Below are 23905 nucleotides of genomic sequence, written 5' to 3'. Positions count from 1 at the left end.
ATACCTAGACGACAGAGGAGTACACAGATGGGCGACAAGTTGCGGATCGTTGTCGGGGCCGACGACGCCGGCTTCGAGTACAAGGAAGCGCTCAAGCGGGATCTTGCCGACAACCCGCTGGTCGAAGCCGTGATCGACGTGGGCGTCGGCTCCGACGAACACACCGCTTACCCGCACGTGGCGGTAAAAGCAGCCCAACTGGTCGCAGCGGGTGAGGCTGACCGCGCCCTGCTGGTATGCGGAACCGGTCTGGGAGTGGCCATCTCGGCCAATAAGGTGCCGGGTATCCGGGCCGTCACGGCTCATGACAGCTTTTCGGTCGAGCGCTCCGTTTTGAGCAACAACGCTCAGGTGTTGACGTTCGGCCAGCGGGTCATCGGCCTCGAGCTGGCGCGGCGGCTGGCCCGTGAGTGGCTGACCTACCGGTTCGACGAGACCTCGGCATCGGCTGACAAGGTTCGCGCCCTGTCGTCCTACGAACAAGCTGGAGCGTGTTGACGTGCCTGACCTGCTCGTCGGCGTCAGCCTGAAGATGTACTTCGGGCGAGAGCGCACAACGCAGTGGTGTCGAGCCGTCGCCGAGATCGCCGACTCGCATCCCGCAGTCACCAGCGGCAGCGTGAAAATTGTTGTCTTGCCGTCGTATCCCTACCTGACCGAGACGCTGGCCACCTTCGCCCACACGTCCGTTGCTGTCGGCGCGCAGGATCTGTGCTCGGTCGACGAGGGTGCTTTCACCGGCGAGGTGAGCGGCCGACAGCTCGCCGAACTCGGTTGCCGCTACGTCGAGGTGGGCCACGCAGAACGGCGCCGCCTGTTCGGTGAGGACGACACCGTCGTCGCCGCGAAGACCGCAGCCGCGTTTCGCAACCATCTCACCCCGATCCTCTGCATCGGCGAATTGCACCACGGGACCACCGCGGCAGCGGTCGAAGAATGCCAGGCACAACTTCATTCGGCACTGGCCACCTCCGCCGACGACAGCACGACCGGTCCGCTGGTGGTGGCCTACGAACCACAGTGGGCGATCGGCGCAGCAGAGCCGGCCTCGCCCGAATACATCACCGCAGTGTGCACAGCACTCGGCGATCACGTCGAATCGATGCCGCAATTCGCAGGCAGCCACGTCATCTACGGCGGCAGCGCGGGGCCGGGCCTGTTCACCCAGATCCAAGCTGGTGTGGACGGACTGTTTCTCGGTCGCTTCGCCCACGATCCCGCCGCCCTCGGGCTGATACTCGACGAGACGCTGGAGGGAGCCCCGCTGTGACAATCGGATTGAGCACCTACGCGTACTTCTGGCGTAGTTCGGATCGTGTCGCGCAGCCGATGAGCCTGCACCACATCCTCGAGGACACCCGGTCCAGCGGGTGCAGCTTGCTGCAGATCTGTGACTTCGCGCCCCTGGACGATCTGTCCCCAGCCGAACTCGACGAACTGGGCCGTGCGGCGTCCGACCTCGGGGTCCGGCTCGAACTCGGCACCCGCGGTATTGCCGATGACCACCTTCGCCGTTACCTCGACATCGCCACCCGGCTCGGCGCCACGTTGGTGAGGTCGATGCTCAACACAACCGCCCACCAACCGACAGAGGCCGAGGCAGTCGAATCGTTGCGACGGGCCGTGCCCCGCTACGCGGAACGCGGTGTCACGTTGGCGCTGGAAACCTACGAGCAGGTACCGGTCGCGCAATTGATGCGAGTCATCGATGCCGTCGGTTCCGAGGCTCTCGGTATCTGCCTGGATCCGGGCAACTGTGTGGCCGCACTTGAGATGCCCCATCACGTGGTCGCCGCCACGGCGTCGCACGTCAAGAACTGGCACGTCAAGGATTTCGCCTTCACCCGTCATCCCGGTTGGGTGGGTTTCAACCTCAGTGGCTGCCTGCTCGGGGAGGGACTGCTCGATTACGACGGCATTCGCACGGCGATCGATCCGGACGCCAACGGCATCAACCAGATAGTCGAGCACTGGCTGCCGTGGCAGCACGATGCCGAAGCAACGTGCGCGACGGAAGCCCAATGGACTCAACACAGTATCAACTATCTAAGGAGCAAATCGTGACCAACAGCCAAGTCACCGTCACCGTCGTCGGCGCGGGCGGCAAGATGGGGCAACGAATTTCGAACAATCTCGCCAAAAGCGATTACCGCGTTCTCTACGCCGAGAACTCGCCGAAGGGCCAGGACCACATCCGCGGACTCGGGCGTGAGGTCACCGATACGCACGAGGCCACCGCGCAGAGCGACGTCGTCATCCTCGCTGTTCCGGACGTTCTGTTGGGCAAGATCTCGGCCGACATCGTTCCGACGATGAAGCCGGGTGCAGTGCTGCTCACCCTCGACCCGGCGGCGGCTTACGCCAACCTCCTCTACCGGCGGGACGAGATCGCCTACGCCGTGGCGCACCCGTGCCACCCCTCGGTGTTCCTCGAGCGCACCACCAAAGAGGAGCATGCCGACACCTTCGGTGGAATCGCCGCCCCGCAGGACGTGGTTGCCGCGTTCGAGAACGGCGACCCCGACACTCAAGCACTTACCGAAGCCGTGGTGCGGGTCGCCTACGGCCCCGTCATCGATGTGCACTGGGTGACGGTCAAGCAACTCGCGGTATTGGAGCCGACCCTGGTCGAGACGGTCGCCTGCATGATCGGCGCGCTCCTCAAGGAGGCCCTGGAAGAGACGGTGCACACCGTCGGCGTCCCCGAGCCCGCTGCGCGCGCAATGCTGCTCGGACACACCCAGGTTGCGCTGGCCAACACCCTGCGCGGCTCAAACCCGTTCTCCGACGCCTGCCTGATCGCCATGGACTACGGCCGCGAGACGATCGTCAAAGACGACTGGAAGAAAATCTTCGACGACGCCGAACTCGACAAGGTACTGGCTCGGATGCTGCACCTCGACGCGCCGATCGTGCGTACGTCGGCGTAATCGTCTGTCGCCGAGCCGAGCTCACGCGTGTGCAGTCGAACCGCGCACGATGAGCTCGGTCGGCAGCAGCACTCGGCGCGGTTCATGCTGCGCGCCCCCGATTCGCGACACCAGCAGGTCCATGCCCTCGCGGGCCATGTCCTCGATGGGCTGCCGATGCGTGGTGAGGTCGAAGGGCTCCCACGCTGACATCGGCAGCCCGTCATTGCCCATCAACCACATGTCGTCGGGAATGCGCACGCCCCCCGCGCGGAAGGCACTCATTGCTCCGAACGCGATGAGATCCGCTGAGCAGAACACCGCATCGGGCAGCGGGCGGGACTCGAGGATTCGGCGCGCACACGCCCAACCATGCTCGTAGCTGGTGTCGCCGACAAACCAACGGTCGGGTGACACCGTGACGCCTGATTCTTCGAGTCTGCGCCGGAAGCCGACTTCCCGAGCCGGGCTGGCGAAAGTGTCGCGCGCGCCGAACATGGCGGCGATGCGGGTGCGGCCTCTCGTCAGGTAGTAGTCCGCGGCGGCATACCCCGACGCTTCATGGTCGCTGGTAACCTGGTCGACGCGGCTGTCCGGCCACCCCCGGTTGACGAGCATGACCGGAAAACCTCTGTCGGCGAGTATGTTCACGCCGACCGTTGACTGCCGGGCCGCGGCGAACACCACCGCATCGACCGATCCCGCGGCGACGCCCGCCTGGGCCATCGGCGCCTCTGGATCGTCGTCGTTCCATAGCAGCACGTTGAGTCCGCGCCCCCGGGCTTCACGGCTGAGCGCATCCAGCAGTCGCGGGAAATAGGGGTTGGTCAGATCGGCAGCCACGATGCCGATGGCGCCGGACTTCGCGGTCCGCATCGACTTCGCCGACGCGTTGGGGACGTAACCGAGGTCTGCGAGTGCGCGCTGCACCCGCTCGCGTATCTCCGGGGTGACGCGCTCGTTGCCGTTCAGTACACGCGAGACGGTCGCCTGGGACACGCCGGCTGCGCGTGCGACGTCGTGACTCGTGACCACCGCACCCTCTCCGTCCGGCCGGGTCTGCGCAGTCATGGTAAGCCGTCGCGCTACGTCACAAGGTTGGCAGCACCGTGCGGGCCCACTCGTCGGGGAACGACGCGAACGATCCGTCGATATCGCGCGCGTGGTTGGCACCGAGCAACGCCAGCGTCTGTCGCAACTCCTGTTCAAGGATCGTGATGACCCGGTCGACGCCGCGCTCGCCACCAGCGGCCGCACCGAAGACCCACGGCCGCGCCACCATCACGGCGCTGGCGCCCAGCGCAAGCGCTTTGGCGACGTCGACGCCGGTGCGGATGCCACCGTCGATCAGAACCTCGGTCCGACCGGCGGCCAGCTCCGCAATCCGGGGGAGCACACTTGCGGTGCTGGGTAATCCGTCGAGCTGGCGGCCGCCGTGGTTGGAGACCACGATGCCGTCGACGCCCGCTGCTATCGCCCGGGCGGCGTCGTCGGGAGTGGTGATGCCCTTGATGTAAAGGGGGCCATCCCACGCACGTCGTAGCCACTCCAGGTCATTCCAGTTCGCGGCAAGATTGGACAGCTCGGAGTTGATGAACTCGCTGTGCGACAGCGCGCTGTTGCCCTCGGCGATGCCCTGAAAGTTACGGAAACCGATCGGCGGTCCAGTCACCATGTCCAGCAGCCAGCGCGGGCGCCCGGCGCTTTCAACCGCATTGCGCACGGTCACCCGCGGTGGGATGGACATGCCGTTGCGGAGGTCGCGAATTCGGTTGGCGTTGAGTGGAACATCGACAGTGAGCACCAGCGCCGTGCATCCGGCTCGACGGGCGCGGTCGACGAGGCTCTCGATGAGCTCGCGGCTGCGCCATAGATAGAGCTGGAACCACAGTGGTCCGGTCGCGACCTCTGCGATCTCTTCTATCGACCACGATGAGGAGGTGCTGATCGTGTAGGGGATACCGCGGCGTCCGGCCGCGCGCACGGCGCCGAGCTCACCGTCGTTGCCGACCACGCGAACCAATCCGGCGGGGCCGAACACCACCGGCATCGGCAGTGTCGCGCCGGCGATTTGGACGGCGGTGTCCTGTTCCCTGACGTCGACCAAGGTGCGTGCGTTGAGCGTGACACGGGCAAGGTCAGACTCGTTGGCGCGCAAGGTTTGTTCGTTCCCGGCGCCGCCGTCGACGAAGTCGAAGATCATCTTCGGCACCTTGCGTTTCGCGCGAAGGCGCATGTCGGCGATGCTCGGCACCGCGTCGAGTCCGCTGGGACCCGACGGGGCGGCGATGAGCTTGGCGAACTCACGGAGTCCGGTAAAACGATTCATTCTGTGTTCTTCTCCTGGGCTCAGACGAGCGGAAGCTTCTTCGAGTAGTCGATGGCGAGGCTGCATATCAGGTACACGCCACCGCAGAGGGAGAAGACCATGAGCCCAACGAAATACGACCCGGTGGCACTGACGATGAAGCCGATGATCAGCGGGATGATGATGCCGCCGACGTTGGAGAACAGGTTCATCATTCCGCCGAGCACACCGGCGCGCGAGCGGACGGTGAGCGTGCCTGGCAGCGACCAGTACAGCCCGAGGAAACGACCGAAGAACAGCGTCGCCGCGAGTAGGACGATCGCGACGGTCGCGTTTTCGACGAACGCGACCGCGAAGATCGCCGCCGTCGCGCACAGGGCGCTGATGCCGAGCAGCGTGCGCATCACGAGATTCGCGGATGCGCCGCGGGCGCGCCACTTCTGCGCGATCCAGCCGGCGACGTTCTCGCCGACGAAGCCCGAGAAGTAAATGGCGAAGGTGGCGCCGGCGAGACCCTTGATGTCCAGGCCGCGTTCCTCGAACAGGTAGAGCGGTCCGAACGTGAGCAGGCCGTAGAAAAGCATGTTGGCCGCCATGAATCCGATACCCATGAACCAGAACACGCGGAAGCGCAGAAAGCCGACGGCGGAGCGCTTGCTGGTGACGAGAGCGCCGTCCTGCTCGTCCTCGATGGCGTGTTCTCGTTCGATGTAATCGATTTCGGCGGCGTTCGCGCGTGGGTGGTCGCGTGGGTGATCCCGGATGAACCACCAGACGATGAGCCCGGCTCCCGCGGTCGCGAGTGCGACGACGATGAATGCTTCGCGCCAGCCGCCGAGGAGTGTGATCAATCCTGCGACCACAAGTGATCCGATCGCGGCACCGAGCGTCGATGACGAATCCATGAGAACAGCACCGCGGGCCCGGTCCTTCTCCGGCAACCACAGTGCGGCGAGCTTCGCGCCCGTCGGGTACTGCGGCGCTTCGGTCGCGCCGAGACCAAGCCGGGCCAGCAGCATCATCACGAAGTTCGTGGCCAGGCCCGTCAGCAGCTGGAACGCCGACCAGAGCGTGAGCGCGATCGTGAGCAGCCGGCGTGGACCGATCTTGTCGGCCAGCCAACCACCTGGCACTTGGAACGCCGCATACGTCCAGAAAAAGCAGCTCAGCAGAACCCCTTGTACGGCGGGATCGAGCTCGAATTCCTCGGCGATCAGCGGCATGCCCACTGACAACGAGATGCGGTCGATGTAGCTGAGCGAGCCGACGCCGAGCAGCACCAGGAACGTGGTCCAGCGGACGTTCGTGCGTCGGGTGGCGCTTTGTGCGGTGGGGTCAATCTGCTGACCGACCGGGTTCGACAATTCCGTCTCCGATGTTTGGGCGGCCCCATCGCCGCTTGGATCGTGCGCTCGGTTGGCCGGGCCGAAGCGGTGACGAACGTAACAAGAATACGTATTCACGCACAAGGGGCCGCTCGATTCGGGCATGTTCGCGCCCGATGCGCGAGGGTGGTGACATGAGCTCGGCCGACACCACACCCAAGGACGAGAGCTTTCTCACCGTCGCCATCGCGCTCGGCGCCAACGCGCTCATCGCGATAGCCAAGACCGTGGTCGCGGGCATCACCGGTTCGGCATCCATGCTGGCCGAGGCCGCGCACTCGTGGGCGGACACCGGCAATGAGGTGTTCCTGCTGATCGGCACGCGAAAGTCGATGAAGCCGGCCGACGCCGAGCATCGGCTCGGCTATGGCCGCGCAGGCTACATATGGTCGATGTTCGCCGCGTTCGGGTTGTTCACCGTCGGCGCGGTCGTGTCGATCTGGCATGGGATCTCGTCGTTGAGCGGCGAGGCGGAGGCGACGTCATACGGGTGGGCTTACGCGGTGCTCGCGGTGTCCTTTGTGCTCGAAGGCACGTCATTCGCCCAGGCGTTGCAGCAGACCCGCTCCGGGGCGGTGCGACGGCGACTCCATCCGTTGCGCTACATCCGGGTCACGTCGAATCCCATGCTGCGCGCGGTGTTCGCCGAAGATCTGTCGGCACTCATCGGCATCGTCATCGCCGCAACGGGCATCCTGTTGCACGAGCTGACCGGAAACGCGATCTGGGATGCGATCGGCTCGATCCTCGTCGGGCTGCTTCTCGGCGGCGTCGCGCTGTTCCTGATCGGGCGCAACATGGATTTCCTCACCGGCGAGGCGGTGACGCCTCGCGGACGCGACAACGTGTTGCGGCAACTGCTCGAGCACCGCGACATCGAACGGGTCAGCTATCTGCACATGGAGTGGGTCGGCGCGGACCGCATCTACCTCGTCGCGGCCGTCGATTTGACCGGCGACGCAGCCGAATCCGACGTCGCCACGCGGCTCAACGCCATCGCTGACGCCCTTCAGTCACGTCCGGAAATCGTGCGGGCGGTCCTGACCCTCACGCGGCCCGGCGATACGGCCGATCTTCGGCCGATCAGTGCTCGTGAATGATTACGCCCCGGATGATGCGGCCCGCGAGCATGTCCTCGTATGCGGCATTGATGTCGCCGATCTGGTACTCGGTCGATACGGCCTCGTCGAGCAGCAACTTGCCCGCGCGGTAAAGACTCAGCAGCCGCGGGATGTCGTTGCGCGGGCTGGCCTCGCCGTACAGGCTGCCCAGCAGACGCTTCTGGTAGAGGGTCAGCGCCGCCATCGACATCGTCGGCGCGACATTGGTTTCCGGCGCGAGCGCGGTCAGAACCACGGCCCCGCCCTTACCGACGATGCCGAGCGCTTCGCCGATCATGTGGCTTTCGACGAGCCCGACGGTCAGTATCGCCGAATCGGCCATCACGCCCTTGGTCGTGTCGCCGACGAGTGATGTCGCCTCGGCCATCGATGTCGCGAAGTGCGTGGCGCCGAGCTCAAATGCTTTGTATCGCTTACCTTCCGCGATATCCACCGCGACGATCTTCTCCGCTCCGGCCAGGCGCGCACCTTGGATCGCGCCGCTGCCCACGCCGCCGCAGCCGATCACCACGACGGTGTCGCCGGGTTGCACGTTCGCGGTGTTGACCGCCGAACCCCAGCCAGTGGTGATGCCGCACCCGATCAGGCATGCTCGGGACAACGGCAGGTCGTCGTCGATCTTGACCAGAGACGCCTCGGACACCACGCCGTACGGCGCGAACGTGCCAAGCAGCAGCATGACGTTGATGTCCCGGTTACCGATGTGACGTCGGTATGTGCCGTCGAGCTGCGTTCCGGTGTTGATGAATGCGCCCAGATCGCACAGGTTCTGGCGCCCCCGCGCACACCACCGGCAGCGGCCGCACGCCGGCAGGAACGACGCCACCACGTGGTCGCCGGGCCGGAGATCGCGGACCCCTGGCCCGACCTCTTCGACGACGCCCGCGCCCTCGTGGCCGCCGATGATCGGCAGCGGGCTGACGAGGTCGCCGGTGCGCGCGTGATGATCCGAATGGCACAGGCCGGTCGCTTCGAAGGACACGAGGACCTCGCCCTCCTGGGGCGGGTCCAGCTCGATTTCCTCGATGCTCCAGTCGCCGTCGACATCCCACAGCACGGGCGCGTTCATCTTCACCAGGCGAGTCTAGGAACGCCAGGGCGACGCGGTGCGTATTTCGCTGTTACTGCACGAGCGCGGCGGCGGCCTGAAGATGCTTCACGGCGTCGGCGACGATGTTCTCGATCAGTTCAGCGCACGAGGGCAGGTCGTCGATGATGCCTGCGACCTGGCCCGATGCCAGCACGCCCGCGTCGGTATTGCCTTCGACCAGACCGGCTTTCAGCAGCATCGGGGTGTTGGCCGCCATGACCACCTGCGACCAGGTGAGTTCTTTGCCGTGTCGCATGGCCATGCCGTCTTTGATCATCGACCGCCACGTCATGCCCGACATCTTCTTGAACTTCTGCGCGTTGAGCACCGCCGCGCTGAACCCCCGTGCCCGCGAGCCGCTCTCCAGCTTCTCGACCAGGCCCGTGCGCAGCACCCGGTGCGGCATCCCGTCGACTCGGGTCGACACCACGGTGCCGTCCAGGGCGGCCTGCAGATAGCGCTGCTTGACGGCGTCGGGCACGGTGGAATCCGAGGTCAGCAGGAACCGGGTACCCATCGCGACCCCGGCGGCACCGTAGGACAGTGCCGCCGCCAGTCCGCGGCCGTCGAAGAAGCCACCGGCAGCCACGACCGGCATGCCGGTGTCGGCGACCGCGTCGAGCACCGACGGCAGCAGCAGCGTCGTGGCGACCGGGCCGGTGTGGCCACCGCCTTCCCCGCCCTGCACGATCACGGCGTCAGCGCCCCAGCCCGCGACCTTCTTGGCGTGCTTGGCCGCTCCTACCGACGGGATCACCACCACACCAGCGTCTTTGAGTTTGGCGATGAGGTCGGGTTTGGGAGCCAAAGCGAAGGAGGCGACTTTGACTCCTTCGCGGATCAGGAGGTCGACGCGTTCGTTGGCGTCGCCGGCATCGGCACGGATGTTGATGCCGAACGGTTTGTCGGTGGCCGTCTTGACCTTGGTGACCGCGGTCTGGAGTTCCTCCAGCGTCATCGTCGCCGACGCCAGGATTCCCAGGCCGCCCGCGTTCGAGGTGGCGGCCACCAGTCGGGCACCGGCCACCCAGCCCATCCCGGTCTGGACGACGGGATGCTCAATACCGACCAGTTCGGTCAGCGGGGTTTTGAGAGAGGTCATATCTTGACTTCCTTGTCCCGCAATGACTTCGGATCGATCACCTCGCGCAGCAGCTTGAGCTCGTCTTCGGTGGCCAGACGCGTGGTCTCGGCGTCGTCGAGGCCGTGCACCTCGAACGACGTGTTCTCGGCGACCTGCTCGGCTTCGACGCCGGGATGCAGCGACACCGCGCGCATCTGGTGGTCGGGCCCGTTGAAGTCGAACACGCCGAGGTTGGTCACGACGCGGTACACGTTGACGAACCGGTACGCCGGATTGTCGGGATCGACCTTGTCCCAGCCGATTCCCGACACGATGTCGACGGAATCGCAGAACACGCGCTTGGAGTGATTGCCCACCCAGTAGCTCGTCGCATGGTTGATCGTGTTGCCCGGTGCACCGCGAACCCCGAACATCTGGCGAGTCGGGTGCTGAAGCGGTCCGAACGCTGAAAGGTTCTGGTTGCCGTACCGGTCGATCTGGTTGGCTCCCATGACCACATGGCGGCGGCCCCAGGCCAGGGTCTCGAAGACCCGGCCGAACGGCATCCAGCCCTCGATCGCGGCGGCAGCGCCGATCGCCGGGGTGTCGGCGATGAGCCGAGCCTCACCGTCGGTGAGCAGGATGTCGGGGGAGAACGTCAATCGAGCCAGCCGGGCGCCGACCGAAACGATCGTCGTCATCGGGCTGACCATGATCTCGCCGGCGTCGCGGAACAATTCGGCGCACGCGACGGCGCACACCTCAGCGCGGGACACAGACATCATTTCGCCTCCTGGGCCGACTTGAACGCCCGTACCGCGGCCTGATAGTCGGCCTCGCTGCCGGACAGATATGTCTTGACGAACTCGGCCCAGGTCTCGTCGGAGCCCGCGGCCTCGGCATAGTGCCGCTGGAACTTCTCGTCACGCTTGTAGTCGGGTTCGGCGGTGGTGAAATGCGCACCGTTCGGGGCTTCGACCACGGTGTCGACCATCATGCGGTTGATCAGCAGAGCCTGCGGCGGAACGGCTTTGACCAGTTCATCGGTCGCCGCGACGCGTTCCACGGACAAGAAGCGCTTCTCGGCGGCCATCAGGAACAGGTCGTCGAAGTAGGGGTCGATGCCGGTGTAGGCGGCGTTGCCCTGTGCGTCACCGAGATTCATGTGCACGAACGCGGCGTCGAGCGTCAGGGCCGGCATCGCGACCAGTTCCTCGTAGCCGTCGCCGGTGGGGTAGGGCGACGTCACGGTCTTGAGTTCGTCACCCCAGAAGGCCCGTACGTCGCTGCCGAGCCCGGCTCGAATCGGCAAGAACGGCAACCGTTGTGCGGCGGCCTGCAGGCCGCAGCGCAGCATGCCCTCGTCCATCTCGCGGGCCTCGATCGAACCGCTCGTGCGGGCCTTGGCGAACCACGGGTCATAGAACGGCGGTGAATCGAGCGAGACGAAGCCGTAGTAGACGCGCTTGACCTTGCCCGCCGAACACAGCAGGCCGAGGTCGGGACCGCCATAGGTGACGACGGTCAGATCGGTGACGTCGGTGCGCAGCAGCGCCCGCACGAAGGCCATGGGCTTGCGCCGTGAGCCCCAGCCGCCGAGTCCGATCGTCATACCGCTCCGGATCGACGAGACGGCCTCGTCCAGAGTTGTTCTCTTGTCTGTCATTTCGCCCCCTTGTCGGTCCCGGCAAAGGCGTCGCGGTGTTCGTCGGAGACGCCGGAGAGATTCAGCTCGAACGTGAATCCCTGCTCCATGCGGTAGCTGGAATTCACCTTCTGCACGTCGATGAGGTTCAGCGCTTCCTTGGCGGCGCGGATCACCCGCGTGTCCTTGGCGGCGATGTCGCGGGCTACGCGCAGCGCGGCCTCGTCGAGTTCGGCCCGCGGTACCACCTCGTGCACGGAACCGAAGTGGTGCAGGGTTTCGGCGTCGACCGTGGCGGCGGTGAAGAACAGCCTGCGCATCATGTGCTGTGGCACGAGCCGCGACAGGTGGGTGGCCGCACCGAGCGCGCCGCGTTCCACCTCGGGCAGGCCGAACTTGGCGTCGTCGGACGCGACGATGACATCGGCGTTGCCGACCAGGCCGATGCCGCCGCCGACGCAGAAGCCGTTGACGGCCGCGACGACCGGAACCTCACATTCGTAGACGGCTTTGAATGCCGCGAAGCAGCCTCGGTTGGCGTCGATCAGGGCGGTGAAGCCCTCGGTGCTCTGCATCTCCTTGATGTCAACGCCCGCGTTGAAGCCGCGTCCCTCGGCCCGCAGGATCACCACGTGGGTCTGCAGGTCCCGGCCCGCCGCGGTGATCGCATCGGCCAGCTCGAACCAGCCGCACGACGGAATGGCGTTGACGGGTGGGTAGTTCACGGTGACCGAGACGATGCCCGGTTCGACTGTGGAGGATGTGATCGTCATCGAGGTCCCTTGATCGCGGTCGCTACCTAAGCAAGCACTTGCTTGGTACGCTAGCACAGTGACCGATACGCCAGAACCCGGTGCGATCAATTTGGGGTTGACCGGCAAGGTGGTCCTGGTGACCGGCGGGGTGCGCGGGGTCGGCGCCGGCATCAGCGCCGTTTTCGCCGATCAGGGAGCCACCGTGGTGACCTGCGCCCGCAGGCCCGTCGAAGGACTGCCCTACGAATTCCACAGCTGCGACGTGCGCGACGACTTCGCGGTCGCAGCGCTCATCGAATCCGTCGTGGACAAGCACGGCCGCCTCGATGTCGTGGTCAACAACGCAGGCGGCTCGCCGTATGTGCCTGCCGCTGAAGCATCGGCGAAATTCAGCACCAAGATCATCGAACTCAACCTGCTTGGCCCGCTGTCGGTCTCGCATCACGCCAACGCGGTGATGCAGAACCAGGGCAGCGGCGGAACGATCGTCAACATCTCGAGCGTCAGCGGCCACCGGCCCACCCCGGGCACCGCGGCATACGGCGCGGCGAAAGCGGGGGTGGACAACCTCACCAGCACGCTGGCCGTCGAATGGGCGCCCAAAGTCCGGGTCAATTCGGTGGTCGTCGGCATGGTCGAGACCGAGCAGTCCGAACTGTTCTACGGTGACGCCGAGTCGATTGCGGCCATCTCGAAGAACGTTCCGCTCGGACGGCTCGCCAAGCCCGCCGACATCGGTTGGGCCGCAGCCTTTCTGGCATCGGACGTGGCGTCCTACATCAGCGGGGCATCACTTGAGGTGCACGGTGGCGGCGAGCCGCCGCACTATCTGGCGACCACAACTGCGATCAAATAGAGGAGATACACAGCATGGGATTGCTCGACGGCCGCGTGGTCATCGTGACGGGTGCCGGCGGCGGAATCGGGCGCGCGCATGCGCTCGCGTTCGCCGCTGAGGGTGCCCGCGTCGTGGTCAACGACATCGGGGTCGGTCTCGACGGCTCGCCGGCTGGCGGCGGCAGCGCCGCGCAGGGCGTCGTCGACGAGATCGTCGCTGCCGGAGGCGAAGCCGTCACCAGCGGCGCAAACGTCGCCGACTGGGCTCAGGCCGAGGGGCTGATCCAGACGGCGATCGACGCGTTCGGCGGGTTGGACGTCCTCGTCAACAATGCCGGCATCGTTCGCGACCGGATGTTCGCCAACACCTCCGAAGAGGAGTTCGACGCTGTCACCGCGGTGCACCTCAAGGGACACTTCGCGACCATGAAGCACGCGGCGACCTATTGGCGCGCGCAATCCAAAGCCGGCAACACCATCGATGCGCGCATCATCAACACGAGCTCGGGTGCAGGCCTGCAGGGCAGTGTCGGGCAGGCCAATTACAGTGCCGCCAAGGCGGGTATCGCCGCGCTGACGCTTGTCGCCGCCGCCGAGATGGGGCGTTACGGCGTGACCGTGAACGCCATCGCACCGTCGGCGCGTACGCGGATGACCGAGACCGTGTTCGCCGACATGATGGCAACACAGGACCAGGACTTCGACGCCATGGCACCCGAGAACGTGTCGCCCCTCGTGGTGTGGCTCGGCAGCGTGCAATCGAAAGACGTCACCGGCAAGGTGTTCGAGGTCGAGGGCGGGAAGATCCGCGTGGCCGAGGGGTGGGCACACGGGCCCGAGATCGACAAGGGCGCGCGCTGGGATCCAGCCGAGCTGGGACCGGTGGTGTCCGATCTCCTGGGCAAGGCCCGCCCGGCGGTTCCGGTGTACGGGGCGTAGTTCTCGGAAGGTCAGGCCGCGTCTTCTGAGGCTGCCTTCGCGTCGCTGTCCGCTGCCTTGTCCTTGTCCTTGTCGGCGCCCGCGAGCTTCTTGACGGTGTCGCGAACCTGCTGCACGGAGGACTCGACCCCGTCGCGCACGTCTTCTGCCGCCCGGTTCACCCGGTCACGCGCTGCGGAAAAGGCCTTGCCCGGCTCCACCTTGTTGCCGGTGGTCAGCTTCGTCGCGCCGTTGGCCGTCCGGTCCGTCGAGACCTTCTGCTCGACGGACGCGGTGTTGTTCTCGACGGCCGATTCGGTGTTCTCGGTGAGATCGCTTGTTGTAGGAGTGGTTCCGCTGTCGGCGGTGACGCTCCGGGTACTGAGGTCCGGCACCTGTGGCATGGACTCGTTCAACGAGCCCGGGATACCGGTGATCGCATCGACGGTGTCGGTGATCGAATCCTTGACGAACTTGACTCCGGCCGCGGCGACGTCCTGAACGCCTTGGGCACCGGTGGTCACGATGTCCTGAGCGTCAAGCGACAGGACGGGCAGACGCATGTCGTAGACGGCCTTTTGCGGCGCCACGATCAGATCGCGGACATTGACGAACATCTTGGTCGGGTAGTTGGCCGGGCCGACTTCTTCCCCGGCCCATTCCTTGAGGGTCCAGCTGCCGTCGGCATTCTTCTCGACCACGACCGTGTCGGTGTTGTTCAACGGATGCTCAACGATCAACAGCAGATTCGGGTTGTCGACGTTCATCATCGTCCACATCATGATCGTGGCCCCGTGCGAGAACACCGCGGCGTCGATCTCACCGTCGCCATTGGTGTCTGTGGTGCCCGACTCGGCGTCGGCAAGGGCATTCGTCACGCGCTCGTTGAACGCCAGGCCGCTCTCACCGCCGGGGATCGAGACGAATTGCAGGCCCAGCGTCCAAGCCAACGGCGCAAGGATGTAGCCGATACGGCCGATACCTTCACTTTCGGGCAGACCCTCGAAGATGCCGGCACTGATTTCCTGCACGCCGGAGTTCCGCTGGGGATTCTCCGGGTCATACGCACCCAGGATCGTGACCGGCAACCCCAGTTTCTCGGCCAACGGCGCTGCGGTCTCCTGCGTGCGAATCATGGTCGAGGCGTAGACCGCGTCGAATGCATCGCACGGCGCACTCGGACATTGAGCATCGGCGAACGCCTGTGCCTGCTCCTCGCCGGTCGGGCCGCCGTTCTGATTGACCTGATCATTCGTCAGGTGCGGCCCCGGTGTGCTCGTGTCGATGTACCCGGAGGCGTTGCCCTGCGACTCGGCGTGCCGGATGAACGTCACGGTCATCGCGCCGGCGGGCAAGGTCGCGGCGGCGAACAGGCCGCAAGCCGTCAAAGTGGTCGCGGCAGCGCCGGCGGCCCGGCGTCGCTTGAGGTGTTGCATAGGGTCTCCATCGGTTCACCAAAATGTGGGCTGCCGCTCACTTGCCGTTCACTGTGTGCGGGCTCACAGAACATAATCAGTAATTTGTTCACTCGTCAATTCAGCTACCGAGAGTTGCGTAATTAGCCTGCGTCGAAACGAGCAGCGCCCCTGACCTCTCAGGTCAGGGGCGCCGCTGGTAGTTCGTAGTCAGGCCGGATCGCAGATGACGATTGGGATCTTCCGATCGGTGTAGGACCGGTAATCGGCGAAATCCGGGTACATCGCGTCGAGCTTGGGCCAGTATTCATCGCGCTCGGGGTCCGTGGCATCGCGCGCCATCAGGGCCAGGTGCTCGGTCTTGGTCTGGAACGTCACCTTGGGATTGGCCTTGAGGTTCAGGTACCACATGGGGTTGTTGGCACGGCCGCCTTGTGATGCGACCAGGACGATGCGCTTGTCCTCCTGCAGGAACAGCAATGGACTTTCGCGCGGTTCGCCGGTCTTACGCCCGATCGTGGTCAGGATGCCCACCGGTGCGCCGCGCAGAAACTTGTCACCGAACTTGCCGTTGGACTTCTTGAAGATCCAGGTGTTCGCGCGAGACATCTGCTTGATGAGGAAGCCGACGGGCTTCGAATTGAGCGCCTTGGGCGGGTTTGCCATGGAGGAACCTATCGACTGATGAACGGCTTGAGCGTCGCGTGAATGTGGTGGATCTTGCCATCAGACGCCGGGATCAGGAAGGTTTCGTCGACGTGCGAACACACCCGCCGGCCGAAGAGTCGCGGCTTGGTCAGAACGTCGAACCGGGCCCGGATGTGGTCGCCGTCGACCGTGAACTCCGCAGGCGTGACCCGCTCGATCAACTTGAACTGCGGACCGTTGTTAAGGCTGCGCCGCAGATGATCCCCGGAGCGCCCGGTTTTGAGCCCCATCTCGATGCGGATGCAGCCCGGGGCGAACGGCACCGCGTCGGCTTGGTGCGTCGCCAGGGCATCGATGTAGGCCTGCGCGGCCGCGATGCGGTCGGCTTCTGAGACCGGCTCAGGAATCGGCCCCGATCCGGTCACTGGATCCGCTCGATGATCGTGCCGGTGGACAACGCGCCACCCGCGCACATGGTGATCAACGCCGTGGACTTGTCGGTGCGCTCCAATTCGTGCAGCGCCGTGATGATGAGCCGGGCACCGGTCGAGCCGACCGGGTGCCCGAGTGCGATGGCACCGCCGTTGACGTTGACCTTGTCCATATCGGCTTCGTGCACCTGAGCCCAGGACAGAACCACCGATGCGAACGCCTCGTTGATCTCGACGAGATCGATGTCGCCGAGCTTCATCCCGGCCTTCTCCAACACCCGCGCGGTGGACTGCACGGGCCCGTCGAGATGATAGTAAGTTTCCGCACCGACGTTGGCCTGCGCGACGATTCGAGCGCGGGGCTTCAAGCCCAGTGCCCTGGCCTTGTCTTCATCCATCCACAACACCGCGGCGGCACCATCGGAAATCTGCGATGACGTGCCCGCGGTGTGAACTCCGCCTTCCATCACCGGATTCAGCGACGCCAACCCCTCGGCAGTGGTATCGCGCAAACCTTGGTCACGGGTAACCGGGGCCCACTCGGAGGTGGGCTGCTTGTTCTCGTCGAGCACCGGCGCCGAGATCGGCGAAACCTCGCGGTCGAACCGGCCCTCGGCCCAGGCCTGTTTGGCCTTGCGCTGCGACGCCAGCCCGAGTGCGTCCACGTCGGCACGGGTGATGCCGCGGCGCTTGGCGATCCGCTCGGCCGCCTCGAACTGGTTGGGCATGTCGATGTCCCACGACGACGCGCGGATCAGGCTGCGATCCGGACCGGCGTTGGCGCCGAGGCCGACGCGGCTCATCGCCTCGATGCCGCACGCGATGCCGATGTCGATCGCACCGGTGGCGATCAGACCGGCCACGAGGTGGTTGGCCTGCTGCGCGCTGCCGCACTGGCAGTCGATCGTGGTGGCGCCCACGTGTTCGGGCAGCCCGGCCGTCAGCCAGCCCACGCGGGTGATGTTGTTGGACTGCTCGCCGTACTGCGTGACGCAGCCGCCGATGAGCTGTTCAACGTCGCCGGCCTCGATGCCCGCTTTCTCCACCAGTGCCTTCTGAACGGCACCCAGCAGTTCGGTCGCATGCAGGCCGGACAACCAGCCGTTGCGCTTGCCGATCGGGCTGCGAGTGGCTTCGACGATGACAGGATTACCCATGTCGCCAGGCTAGAACACGTTTCATTACTCTGACAAGCGACGATGCGGCACTGCCTTTGATCTGCGGTCAAGGCATGTTTCAATGGTCTTAATCGGTACTAGACCACGTTGTGTCAGGTGCTATTAGCCAGATCACGCCTGCTACAGACACTAGGAGTAGTCACATGGCCTGCCCGAACCTCCCCAAGGACTTCGACTTCCTTGATGCGTCCCTGAACCTTGAGCGCCTCCCCGTCGAAGAACTCGCCGAGCTGCGTAAGTCCGAGCCCATCCACTGGGTCGACGTTCCCGGCGGCACCGGCGGCTTCGGGGACAAGGGGTACTGGCTCGTCACCAAGCACGCGGACGTCAAAGAGGTGTCGAAGCGCAACGACATTTTCGGCAGCTCGCCCGACGGCGCCATCCCGGTGTGGCCGCAGGGCATGGAGCGCAGCGCGATCGACCTGCAGAAGGCCGTCCTGCTGAACATGGATGCCCCGCAGCACACGCGGCTGCGCAAGATCATCTCGCGCGGCTTCACGCCGCGCGCGATCGGTCGGCTCAAGGAAGAGCTCGACGCGCGGGCCCAGAACATCGCCAAGGAAGCTGCCGCTGCGGGCAGTGGCGACTTCGTCGAGCAGGTCTCGTGCGAGCTGCCGCTGCAGGCGATCGCCGGCCTCCTCGGTGTCCCGCAGGAAGATCGGGACAAGCTGTTCCGCTGGTCCAACGAGATGACGGCCGGTGAAGACCCCGAGTACGCCGACATCGATCCGGCGATGTCGTCGTTCGAGCTCATCACCTACGCGATGAAGATGGCCGAGGAGCGGGCGAAGAATCCCACCGACGACATCGTCACCCAGCTCATCGAGGCAGACATCGAGGGCGAGAAGCTCTCCGACGACGAGTTCGGCTTCTTCGTCGTGATGCTTGCGGTGGCCGGAAACGAGACCACCCGCAACTCGATCACGCACGGCATGATCGGCTTCTCGCAGCACCCCGATCAGTGGGAGCTGTACAAGAAGGAGCGCCCGGACACCGCAGCCGACGAGATCGTGCGGTGGGCGACGCCCGTCTCGGCGTTCCAGCGCACCGCGCTCGAAGACACCGAGCTGGGCGGCGTGCAGATCAAGAAGGGCCAGCGGGTCGTGATGTCGTACCGCTCGGCCAACTTCGACGAAGAGGTCTTCGAGAACCCCCACGCCTTCAACATCCTGCGCAACCCGAACCCGCACGTCGGCTTCGGCGGCACCGGCGCCCACTACTGCATCGGCGCCAACCTGGCCCGCATGACCATCAACCTGATCTTCAACGCGGTCGCCGACCACATGCCCGATCTCAAGCCGATCGGTGAGCCCGAACGGCTGAAGTCCGGATGGCTCAATGGTATTAAGCATTGGCAGGTCGACTACACCGGCAAGTGCCCGGTCGCCGGCGAGCCGGCGAATCGAGCCTGAGCGCACTGACCGCATAAGGCTCAAGGAGGAGTCGCGTGGATTTCAGTCCGAACGCCGAGCAGCAGGCCGTCGCCGATGTGGTGACATCCGTGCTCGATCGGGACAATAGTTGGGACGCACTGGTTTCCGGCGGCGTGGCTGCGCTCGCCGTTCCGGATCGGTTGGGTGGTGACGGCCTCGGCCTGCTCGAGGTGGCCACGGCGCTCACCGAGATCGGTAGGCACGGCACGGTCGGTCCCGCGCTCACGACTCTCGGCCTTGGCCTGGTGCCGTTGCTCGATCTGGCCTCCGAGGCCCAGCAGGACCGTTACCTTGCCGGGGTGGCCAAGGGCTCGGTGTTGTCGGCGGCGCTGAACGAACCCGGTGCCTCCCTGCCCGACCGGCCCGCGACAACGTTCACTGGAGGCAAGCTCAACGGCACGAAAGTCGGTGTGCCATACGCCGAAAGCGCCGAGTGGCTGGTGGTCACCGCCGACAGTGCGGTCGTGGTGGTTTCACCGACCGCGCCCGGCGTCACGGTGACGAAAACGCCGACCGCGAACGGTTCGGACGAATACGTGGTGACGTTCTCCGACGTCGAGGTCGACGGTGTGCTCGACGGTGCGGCGACAACGCGGGTGAATCAGCTCGCGCTGGCCACGACGGGTGCGTTCGCCGCGGGTCTGGTGGCCGGTGCGCTGCGACTGACGGCGGACTATGTCGCCACGCGCGAGCAGTTCGGCCGACCGCTTTCGACGTTCCAGACCGTGGCCGCACAGTTGTCGGAGGTCTACATAGCCTCTCGCACAATAGATCTGGTGTCGACCTCGGTCGTGTGGCGCTTGTCGGAGGGGCTGGACGCCGACGAAGATCTCGCGATCCTCGGCTACTGGTTGACCTCGCAGGCACCGCCCGCGATGCGGACCTGTCATCATCTGCACGGCGGCATGGGGATGGACATCACTTACCCCATGGACCGCTATTACTCGTCGATCAAGGATCTGACGCGGCTGCTCGGCGGTCCGTCGCATCGCCTGGACCTGGTGGGGGCCTAATGTTCATCGAGCTCACGCCCGAGCAGCGGGCCCTGCAAGCCGAACTGCGGCAATACTTCTCGACTCTCATCACCCCCGAAGAGGCCGAGGCGATGGCCTCCGATCGCCACAACGAGGCCTACCGCGCGGTGATCAAGCGCATGGGTTCGGACGGCAAACTGGGCGTCGGCTGGCCCAAGGAGTACGGCGGTCTGGGCTTCGGCCCGATCGAGCAGCAGATCTTCGTCAACGAGGCCAACCGTGCCGATGTGCCGCTGCCGCTCGTGACGCTGCAGACTGTGGGCCCCACGCTGCAGGTGTACGGCACCGAGGAGCAGAAGAAGAAGTTCCTGCCCGGAATCCTGTCCGGCGACATCCATTTCGCGATCGGCTACTCAGAGCCCGATGCCGGTACCGACCTTGCCTCGCTGCGAACCACGGCCGTTCGGCATGGTGACGAATTCATCGTCAACGGCCAGAAGATGTGGACCACCGGCGCGCATGACGCCGACTACATCTGGCTGGCCTGCCGGACCGACCCGACCGCCGCCAAGCACAAGGGAATCTCGATCCTCATCGTCGACACCAAAGATCCGGGCTACTCGTGGACCCCGATCATCCTGTCGGACGGTGCTCACCACACGAACGCGTCCTACTACAACGACGTTCACGTACCCGCCGACATGCTCGTCGGCGAGGAGAACGGCGGCTGGAAACTCATCACCACCCAGCTCAACCACGAGCGGGTGAGCCTAGGCCCGGCCGGCCGCGTCGCAGGCATCTACGACCAAGTCCGGACGTGGGCATCCAAGCCGGGATCGAACGGCGTCATCCCCCTCGAGCACGATGACGCGCGGCGCCTGCTCGGCCAGATCAAGTCGATCTGGCGCATCAACGAGCTGCTCAACTGGCAGGTCGCGGCGTCGGGTGAGACCATCGCCGTCGCCGACGCCGCCGCGACGAAAGTCTTTTCCACCGAACGTATTCAAGAGGTCGGCCGGCTGGCCGAAGAGCTCGTCGGCAGGTTCGGCAACCCGGCCGATCCCGAGACCGCCGAGCTGCTCGACTGGCTCGACAAGATGACCAAACGCAATTTGGTGATCACCTTCGGCGGCGGTGTCAACGAGGTGATGCGGGAGATGATCGCGGCGTCCGGTCTGAAGGTGCCAAGGGTTCCCCGATGAGCGCTTGCGCGAAGAGAATCGAGCACCGATGAGCGATAGCGATCTACAAGCAGCAGTCGACGAGATCAAGGCTGCCGGTCGCAGCAAGCCCCGTGCGGGCCGGGATCCGGTGAACCAGCCGATGATCCACCACTGGGTCGACGCGATCGGCGACCGCAACCCGATCTATGTCGACGAGGAGGCCGCCAAGGCCGCCGGGCATCCCGGCATCGTCGCGCCGCCGGCGATGATCCAGGTGTGGACCATGGCCGGGCTGGGCCAGGGCCGGCCGGACGACGATCCGCTGAGCCAGATGATGAAGTTGTTCGACGATGCCGGTTATGTCGGTGTGGTCGCGACCAACTGCGAGCAGATCTATCACCGCTACCTGGAGCCGGGTGAAGAGGTCACCATCGCCGCCGAGCTGACCGACGTCATCGGCCCGAAGCAGACCGCGCTCGGTGAGGGCTACTTCATCAACCAGAAGATCACGTGGCAGGTCGGTGACGAGGATGTCGCCGAAATGGCTTGGCGGATCATGAAGTTCAAGCCTCGCGAGGAGCAGAAGCCGGACGTTCCCGAGGATCTGGACCCGGACAAGCTTATGCGGCCCGCGGCATCGCGGGACACGCAGTTCTTCTGGGACGGCGTCAATGCCCACGAACTGCGCATCCAGAAACGCCCCGACGGCACCCTGCAGCATCCGCCGGTGCCCGCGGTGTGGCAGGACAAAGAAGCGCCGACCGACTACGTCGTCGCGTCCGGCAAGGGCACGGTGTTCAGCTTCGTCGTGCACCACGCACCGAAGGTGCCCGGACGCAGCCTGCCGTTCGTGATCGCACTCGTCGAACTGGACGAAGGCGTGCGCATGCTCGGCGAGCTACGCAACGTCGACCCCGAGAAGGTGCAGATCGGAATGCCGGTGCGCGCAACGTATATCGACTTCCCCGACAGTGACGTCAGCCCGGCGTGGACGCTGTACGCGTGGGAGCCGGCCCAGTGAGCGCGCCGGTGGCGGCAGTCGGCACCAAACTGCCCGAGCTCAAGATCTACGGCGACCCGACGTTCATCGTCTCGACGGCCATCGCGACCCGCGACTACCAAGACGTGCACCACGATCGGGACAAGGCGCAGGCCAAGGGCTCCAAGGACATCTTCGTCAACATCCTCACCGACACCGGTCTGGTGCAGCGCTACCTGACCGACTGGGCGGGACCGTCGGCGCGCATCAAGTCGATCGGACTGCGCCTCGGGGTGCCGTGGTACGCCTATGACACCGTCACGTTCGCCGGCGAGGTCACGGCGATCGAGGACGGCGTGGCGACAGTGAAGGTCGTGGGCAGCAACAGCCTCGGCGACCACGTCATCGCCACCGCAACACTCACAGTGGGGGACAACTGATGCTCTCCGGCAAGGCCGCGATCGCCGGTATCGGCGCCACCGACTTCTCCAAGAACTCCGGTCGCAGTGAGCTGAGGCTCGCCGCGGAAGCGGTGCTCGACGCGCTCGATGACGCCGGGCTGTCGCCGTCGGATGTCGACGGCCTGGTGACCTTCACCATGGACTCCAACCTGGAGACTGCCGTCGCCCGTTCCACCGGGATCGGCGACCTGAAGTTCTTCAGCCAGATCGGCTACGGCGGCGGTGCCGCGGCGGCGACCGTGCAGCAGGCCGCGCTGGCCGTCGCCACGGGGGTGGCCGAGGTCGTCGTGGCGTACCGGGCGTTCAACGAGCGCTCGGAGTTCCGCTTCGGTCAAGTGATGACCGGCCTGACCACCAATGCCGACTCGCGCGGCGTCGAGTACAGCTGGTCCTATCCGCACGGGTTGAGCACACCGGCCGCGTCGGTCGCGATGATCGCGCAACGGTATATGCACGAATACGGCGCCACCAGTGCGGATTTCGGCGCGGTGTCGGTGGCCGACCGCAAGCACGCCGCCAACAACCCGAAGGCGCATTTCTACGGCAAGCCGATCACGATCGAAGACCATCAGAACTCGCGGTGGATCGCCGAGCCGTTGCGACTGCTGGACTGCTGCCAGGAGACCGACGGCGGCGTGGCCATCGTCGTCACCACGCCCGAGCGGGCCAAGGACCTCAAGCACCGGCCCGCGATCATCGAGGCGGCCGCGCAGGGCGCAGGCGCCGACCAGTTCACCATGTACTCCTACTACCGCGATGAGCTCGGGCTGCCGGAGATGGGTCTGGTGGGCCGCCAGCTGTGGGATCAGTCGGGGCTGTCCCCGGCCGATATCCAGACCGCGATCCTCTACGACCACTTCACCCCGTACACACTGATCCAGCTCGAGGAGCTCGGGTTCTGCGGTAAGGGCGAGGCGAAGGACTTCATCGCCGACGGGGCGATCGAGATCGGCGGCCGGCTGCCGATCAACACGCACGGCGGTCAGCTCGGCGAGGCGTATATCCACGGTATGAACGGGATTGCTGAGGGTGTGCGCCAGTTGCGGGGCACCTCGGTGAATCAGGTCGACAACGTCGAACATGTACTGGTCACCGCAGGCACCGGCGTACCGACGTCAGGACTGATCCTCGGTTAAAGGCGCGTCCGTACCCCCGCGGCACACGGTAATCTTTGCTGCAGATGGCAGCACGC

25 protein-coding genes are annotated in these 23905 nt (G+C 65.4%); 13 read left to right on the top strand and 12 right to left on the bottom strand.

Going from position 1 to position 23905, the window contains the following annotated elements:
* The first annotated feature begins 27 nt into the window (after positions 1 to 27).
* Genes ACRCUN_RS31545 through ACRCUN_RS31530 form a run of 4 tightly spaced genes read left to right on the top strand, consistent with a single transcriptional unit; the run spans position 28 to position 2930 of the window.
* Positions 28 to 498 carry a ribose-5-phosphate isomerase gene (locus ACRCUN_RS31545; protein ID WP_462145545.1) on the top strand — a complete coding sequence of 157 codons (471 nt, stop codon included), beginning with the start codon at positions 28 to 30 and terminating at the stop codon, positions 496 to 498.
* A gap of 1 nt (position 499) precedes the next feature.
* Positions 500 to 1270, top strand: coding sequence for a triose-phosphate isomerase family protein (locus tag ACRCUN_RS31540; protein WP_462145544.1), 771 nt, complete (start codon positions 500 to 502; stop codon positions 1268 to 1270).
* Complete coding sequence (locus ACRCUN_RS31535; RefSeq protein WP_462145543.1) at positions 1267 to 2064, top strand: sugar phosphate isomerase/epimerase family protein; 798 nt, start codon at positions 1267 to 1269, stop codon at positions 2062 to 2064. Before ACRCUN_RS31540 ends, ACRCUN_RS31535 begins: the two co-directional genes overlap by 4 nt.
* Positions 2061 to 2930 (top strand): phosphogluconate dehydrogenase C-terminal domain-containing protein, encoded by an 870-nt coding sequence (locus ACRCUN_RS31530; RefSeq protein WP_462145542.1) that lies wholly within the window; start codon positions 2061 to 2063, stop codon positions 2928 to 2930. The genes ACRCUN_RS31535 and ACRCUN_RS31530 overlap by 4 nt, the downstream gene beginning before the upstream one ends.
* A 21-nt stretch (positions 2931 to 2951) precedes the next feature.
* Here the strand turns inward: ACRCUN_RS31530 and ACRCUN_RS31525 are convergent, their stop codons facing one another.
* The 3 genes from ACRCUN_RS31525 to ACRCUN_RS31515 are packed head-to-tail and all read right to left on the bottom strand — an operon-like array spanning position 2952 to position 6581.
* A complete protein-coding gene (locus ACRCUN_RS31525; RefSeq protein WP_462145541.1) occupies positions 2952 to 3980 on the bottom strand; it encodes a LacI family DNA-binding transcriptional regulator in 1029 nt (342 codons plus the stop codon).
* A 19-nt stretch (positions 3981 to 3999) separates the two neighbouring features.
* Positions 4000 to 5238, bottom strand: a complete 1239-nt coding sequence (locus ACRCUN_RS31520; protein ID WP_462145540.1) for an alpha-hydroxy acid oxidase — start codon at positions 5236 to 5238, stop codon at positions 4000 to 4002.
* Between the two features lie 20 nt (positions 5239 to 5258).
* Positions 5259 to 6581, bottom strand: a complete 1323-nt coding sequence (locus ACRCUN_RS31515) for an MFS transporter (protein ID WP_462145539.1) — start codon at positions 6579 to 6581, stop codon at positions 5259 to 5261.
* A 155-nt stretch (positions 6582 to 6736) separates the two neighbouring features.
* Here ACRCUN_RS31515 and ACRCUN_RS31510 point away from each other — a divergent pair, with 155 nt between their 5' ends.
* Positions 6737 to 7702: a cation diffusion facilitator family transporter gene (locus ACRCUN_RS31510; RefSeq protein WP_462145538.1), complete on the top strand. Its 966-nt coding sequence runs from the start codon at positions 6737 to 6739 to the stop codon at positions 7700 to 7702.
* Here ACRCUN_RS31510 and ACRCUN_RS31505 read toward each other — a convergent pair.
* From ACRCUN_RS31505 to echA20, 5 genes are read right to left on the bottom strand one after another with little or no spacing between them, the layout of a single operon-like run.
* Positions 7686 to 8798, bottom strand: a complete 1113-nt coding sequence (locus ACRCUN_RS31505; protein ID WP_462145537.1) for an NDMA-dependent alcohol dehydrogenase — start codon at positions 8796 to 8798, stop codon at positions 7686 to 7688. The genes ACRCUN_RS31510 and ACRCUN_RS31505 overlap by 17 nt on opposite strands.
* Positions 8799 to 8844: 46 nt before the next feature.
* Complete coding sequence (gene ipdC / locus ACRCUN_RS31500) at positions 8845 to 9915, bottom strand: (3aS,4S,5R,7aS)-5-hydroxy-7a-methyl-1-oxo-octahydro-1H-indene-4-carboxyl-CoA dehydrogenase (protein WP_462145536.1); 1071 nt, start codon at positions 9913 to 9915, stop codon at positions 8845 to 8847.
* The gene (gene ipdB / locus ACRCUN_RS31495) at positions 9912 to 10661 is read right to left on the bottom strand and encodes a cholesterol ring-cleaving hydrolase subunit IpdB (RefSeq protein WP_462145535.1); all 750 of its coding nucleotides are present in this window, start codon (positions 10659 to 10661) and stop codon (positions 9912 to 9914) included. Before ipdB ends, ipdC begins: the two co-directional genes overlap by 4 nt.
* Positions 10658 to 11542, bottom strand: a complete 885-nt coding sequence (gene ipdA, locus ACRCUN_RS31490; RefSeq protein ID WP_462145534.1) for a cholesterol ring-cleaving hydrolase subunit IpdA — start codon at positions 11540 to 11542, stop codon at positions 10658 to 10660. Before ipdA ends, ipdB begins: the two co-directional genes overlap by 4 nt.
* Positions 11539 to 12294, bottom strand: a complete 756-nt coding sequence (gene echA20, locus ACRCUN_RS31485) for a (7aS)-7a-methyl-1,5-dioxo-2,3,5,6,7,7a-hexahydro-1H-indene-carboxyl-CoA hydrolase (RefSeq protein ID WP_462145533.1) — start codon at positions 12292 to 12294, stop codon at positions 11539 to 11541. The genes ipdA and echA20 overlap by 4 nt, the downstream gene beginning before the upstream one ends.
* A 58-nt stretch (positions 12295 to 12352) precedes the next feature.
* On the opposite strand from echA20, the gene ACRCUN_RS31480 reads away from it, so the two are divergent.
* Complete coding sequence (locus ACRCUN_RS31480; protein ID WP_462145532.1) at positions 12353 to 13132, top strand: SDR family oxidoreductase; 780 nt, start codon at positions 12353 to 12355, stop codon at positions 13130 to 13132.
* A gap of 14 nt (positions 13133 to 13146) precedes the next feature.
* Positions 13147 to 14052 carry an SDR family oxidoreductase gene (locus ACRCUN_RS31475; RefSeq protein WP_462145531.1) on the top strand — a complete coding sequence of 302 codons (906 nt, stop codon included), beginning with the start codon at positions 13147 to 13149 and terminating at the stop codon, positions 14050 to 14052.
* 11 nt (positions 14053 to 14063) lie between these two features.
* Here ACRCUN_RS31475 and ACRCUN_RS31470 read toward each other — a convergent pair whose 3' ends face one another.
* The 4 genes from ACRCUN_RS31470 to ACRCUN_RS31455 all read right to left on the bottom strand — a co-directional run bounded on the left by ACRCUN_RS31470 (position 14064) and on the right by ACRCUN_RS31455 (position 17682).
* On the bottom strand, positions 14064 to 15467 hold the full coding sequence (locus tag ACRCUN_RS31470; protein WP_462145530.1) for a histidine phosphatase family protein: 1404 nt from the start codon (positions 15465 to 15467) through the stop codon (positions 14064 to 14066).
* A gap of 189 nt (positions 15468 to 15656) precedes the next feature.
* Positions 15657 to 16112 carry a nitroreductase family deazaflavin-dependent oxidoreductase gene (locus ACRCUN_RS31465; protein WP_462145529.1) on the bottom strand — a complete coding sequence of 152 codons (456 nt, stop codon included), beginning with the start codon at positions 16110 to 16112 and terminating at the stop codon, positions 15657 to 15659.
* Positions 16113 to 16120: 8 nt separating this feature from the next.
* On the bottom strand, positions 16121 to 16519 hold the full coding sequence (locus tag ACRCUN_RS31460; RefSeq protein WP_462145528.1) for a nuclear transport factor 2 family protein: 399 nt from the start codon (positions 16517 to 16519) through the stop codon (positions 16121 to 16123).
* On the bottom strand, positions 16516 to 17682 hold the full coding sequence (locus ACRCUN_RS31455) for a steroid 3-ketoacyl-CoA thiolase (RefSeq protein ID WP_462145527.1): 1167 nt from the start codon (positions 17680 to 17682) through the stop codon (positions 16516 to 16518). The genes ACRCUN_RS31460 and ACRCUN_RS31455 overlap by 4 nt, the downstream gene beginning before the upstream one ends.
* 164 nt (positions 17683 to 17846) lie before the next feature.
* Here ACRCUN_RS31455 and ACRCUN_RS31450 point away from each other — a divergent pair, with 164 nt between their 5' ends.
* Genes ACRCUN_RS31450 through ACRCUN_RS31425 form a run of 6 tightly spaced genes read left to right on the top strand, consistent with a single transcriptional unit; the run spans position 17847 to position 23849 of the window.
* Positions 17847 to 19115, top strand: a complete 1269-nt coding sequence (locus tag ACRCUN_RS31450; protein WP_462145526.1) for a cytochrome P450 — start codon at positions 17847 to 17849, stop codon at positions 19113 to 19115.
* A 35-nt stretch (positions 19116 to 19150) separates the two neighbouring features.
* Positions 19151 to 20149, top strand: coding sequence for an acyl-CoA dehydrogenase family protein (locus tag ACRCUN_RS31445; RefSeq protein WP_462145525.1), 999 nt, complete (start codon positions 19151 to 19153; stop codon positions 20147 to 20149).
* On the top strand, positions 20149 to 21312 hold the full coding sequence (fadE29, locus tag ACRCUN_RS31440) for an acyl-CoA dehydrogenase FadE29 (RefSeq protein WP_462145524.1): 1164 nt from the start codon (positions 20149 to 20151) through the stop codon (positions 21310 to 21312). Before ACRCUN_RS31445 ends, fadE29 begins: the two co-directional genes overlap by 1 nt.
* 28 nt (positions 21313 to 21340) lie before the next feature.
* Positions 21341 to 22294 carry a bifunctional MaoC family dehydratase N-terminal/OB-fold nucleic acid binding domain-containing protein gene (locus ACRCUN_RS31435; protein WP_462145523.1) on the top strand — a complete coding sequence of 318 codons (954 nt, stop codon included), beginning with the start codon at positions 21341 to 21343 and terminating at the stop codon, positions 22292 to 22294.
* The gene (locus ACRCUN_RS31430; protein ID WP_462145522.1) at positions 22291 to 22692 is read left to right on the top strand and encodes a MaoC family dehydratase; all 402 of its coding nucleotides are present in this window, start codon (positions 22291 to 22293) and stop codon (positions 22690 to 22692) included. Before ACRCUN_RS31435 ends, ACRCUN_RS31430 begins: the two co-directional genes overlap by 4 nt.
* Positions 22692 to 23849 (top strand): 17-hydroxy-3-oxo-4-pregnene-20-carboxyl-CoA lyase, encoded by a 1158-nt coding sequence (locus tag ACRCUN_RS31425; protein ID WP_462145521.1) that lies wholly within the window; start codon positions 22692 to 22694, stop codon positions 23847 to 23849. The genes ACRCUN_RS31430 and ACRCUN_RS31425 overlap by 1 nt, the downstream gene beginning before the upstream one ends.
* The last annotated feature ends 56 nt before the right edge of the window (positions 23850 to 23905 follow it).

It is taken from the genome of Mycobacterium venezuelense (assembly GCF_054919535.1).
Note: the sequence above shows the minus strand (reverse complement) of the source record. Positions and strands in the feature narration are given on the sequence as shown.

Bases quoted from the DNA above. Each gene is read 5' to 3' on its own strand.
- ACRCUN_RS31545 (WP_462145545.1), top strand. From the start codon at position 28: ATGGGCGACAAGTTGCGGATCGTTGTCGGGGCCGACGACGCCGGCTTC.
- ACRCUN_RS31525 (WP_462145541.1), bottom strand. From the start codon at position 3,980: ATGACTGCGCAGACCCGGCCGGACGGAGAGGGTGCGGTGGTCACGAGT.
- ACRCUN_RS31520 (WP_462145540.1), bottom strand. From the start codon at position 5,238: ATGAATCGTTTTACCGGACTCCGTGAGTTCGCCAAGCTCATCGCCGCC.
- ACRCUN_RS31510 (WP_462145538.1), top strand. From the start codon at position 6,737: ATGAGCTCGGCCGACACCACACCCAAGGACGAGAGCTTTCTCACCGTC.
- ipdC (WP_462145536.1), bottom strand. From the start codon at position 9,915: ATGACCTCTCTCAAAACCCCGCTGACCGAACTGGTCGGTATTGAGCAT.
- ipdB (WP_462145535.1), bottom strand. From the start codon at position 10,661: ATGATGTCTGTGTCCCGCGCTGAGGTGTGCGCCGTCGCGTGCGCCGAA.
- ipdA (WP_462145534.1), bottom strand. From the start codon at position 11,542: ATGACAGACAAGAGAACAACTCTGGACGAGGCCGTCTCGTCGATCCGG.
- echA20 (WP_462145533.1), bottom strand. From the start codon at position 12,294: ATGACGATCACATCCTCCACAGTCGAACCGGGCATCGTCTCGGTCACC.
- ACRCUN_RS31475 (WP_462145531.1), top strand. From the start codon at position 13,147: ATGGGATTGCTCGACGGCCGCGTGGTCATCGTGACGGGTGCCGGCGGC.
- ACRCUN_RS31470 (WP_462145530.1), bottom strand. From the start codon at position 15,467: ATGCAACACCTCAAGCGACGCCGGGCCGCCGGCGCTGCCGCGACCACT.
- ACRCUN_RS31465 (WP_462145529.1), bottom strand. From the start codon at position 16,112: ATGGCAAACCCGCCCAAGGCGCTCAATTCGAAGCCCGTCGGCTTCCTC.
- ACRCUN_RS31455 (WP_462145527.1), bottom strand. From the start codon at position 17,682: ATGGGTAATCCTGTCATCGTCGAAGCCACTCGCAGCCCGATCGGCAAG.
- ACRCUN_RS31450 (WP_462145526.1), top strand. From the start codon at position 17,847: ATGGCCTGCCCGAACCTCCCCAAGGACTTCGACTTCCTTGATGCGTCC.
- fadE29 (WP_462145524.1), top strand. From the start codon at position 20,149: ATGTTCATCGAGCTCACGCCCGAGCAGCGGGCCCTGCAAGCCGAACTG.
- ACRCUN_RS31435 (WP_462145523.1), top strand. From the start codon at position 21,341: ATGAGCGATAGCGATCTACAAGCAGCAGTCGACGAGATCAAGGCTGCC.
- ACRCUN_RS31425 (WP_462145521.1), top strand. From the start codon at position 22,692: ATGCTCTCCGGCAAGGCCGCGATCGCCGGTATCGGCGCCACCGACTTC.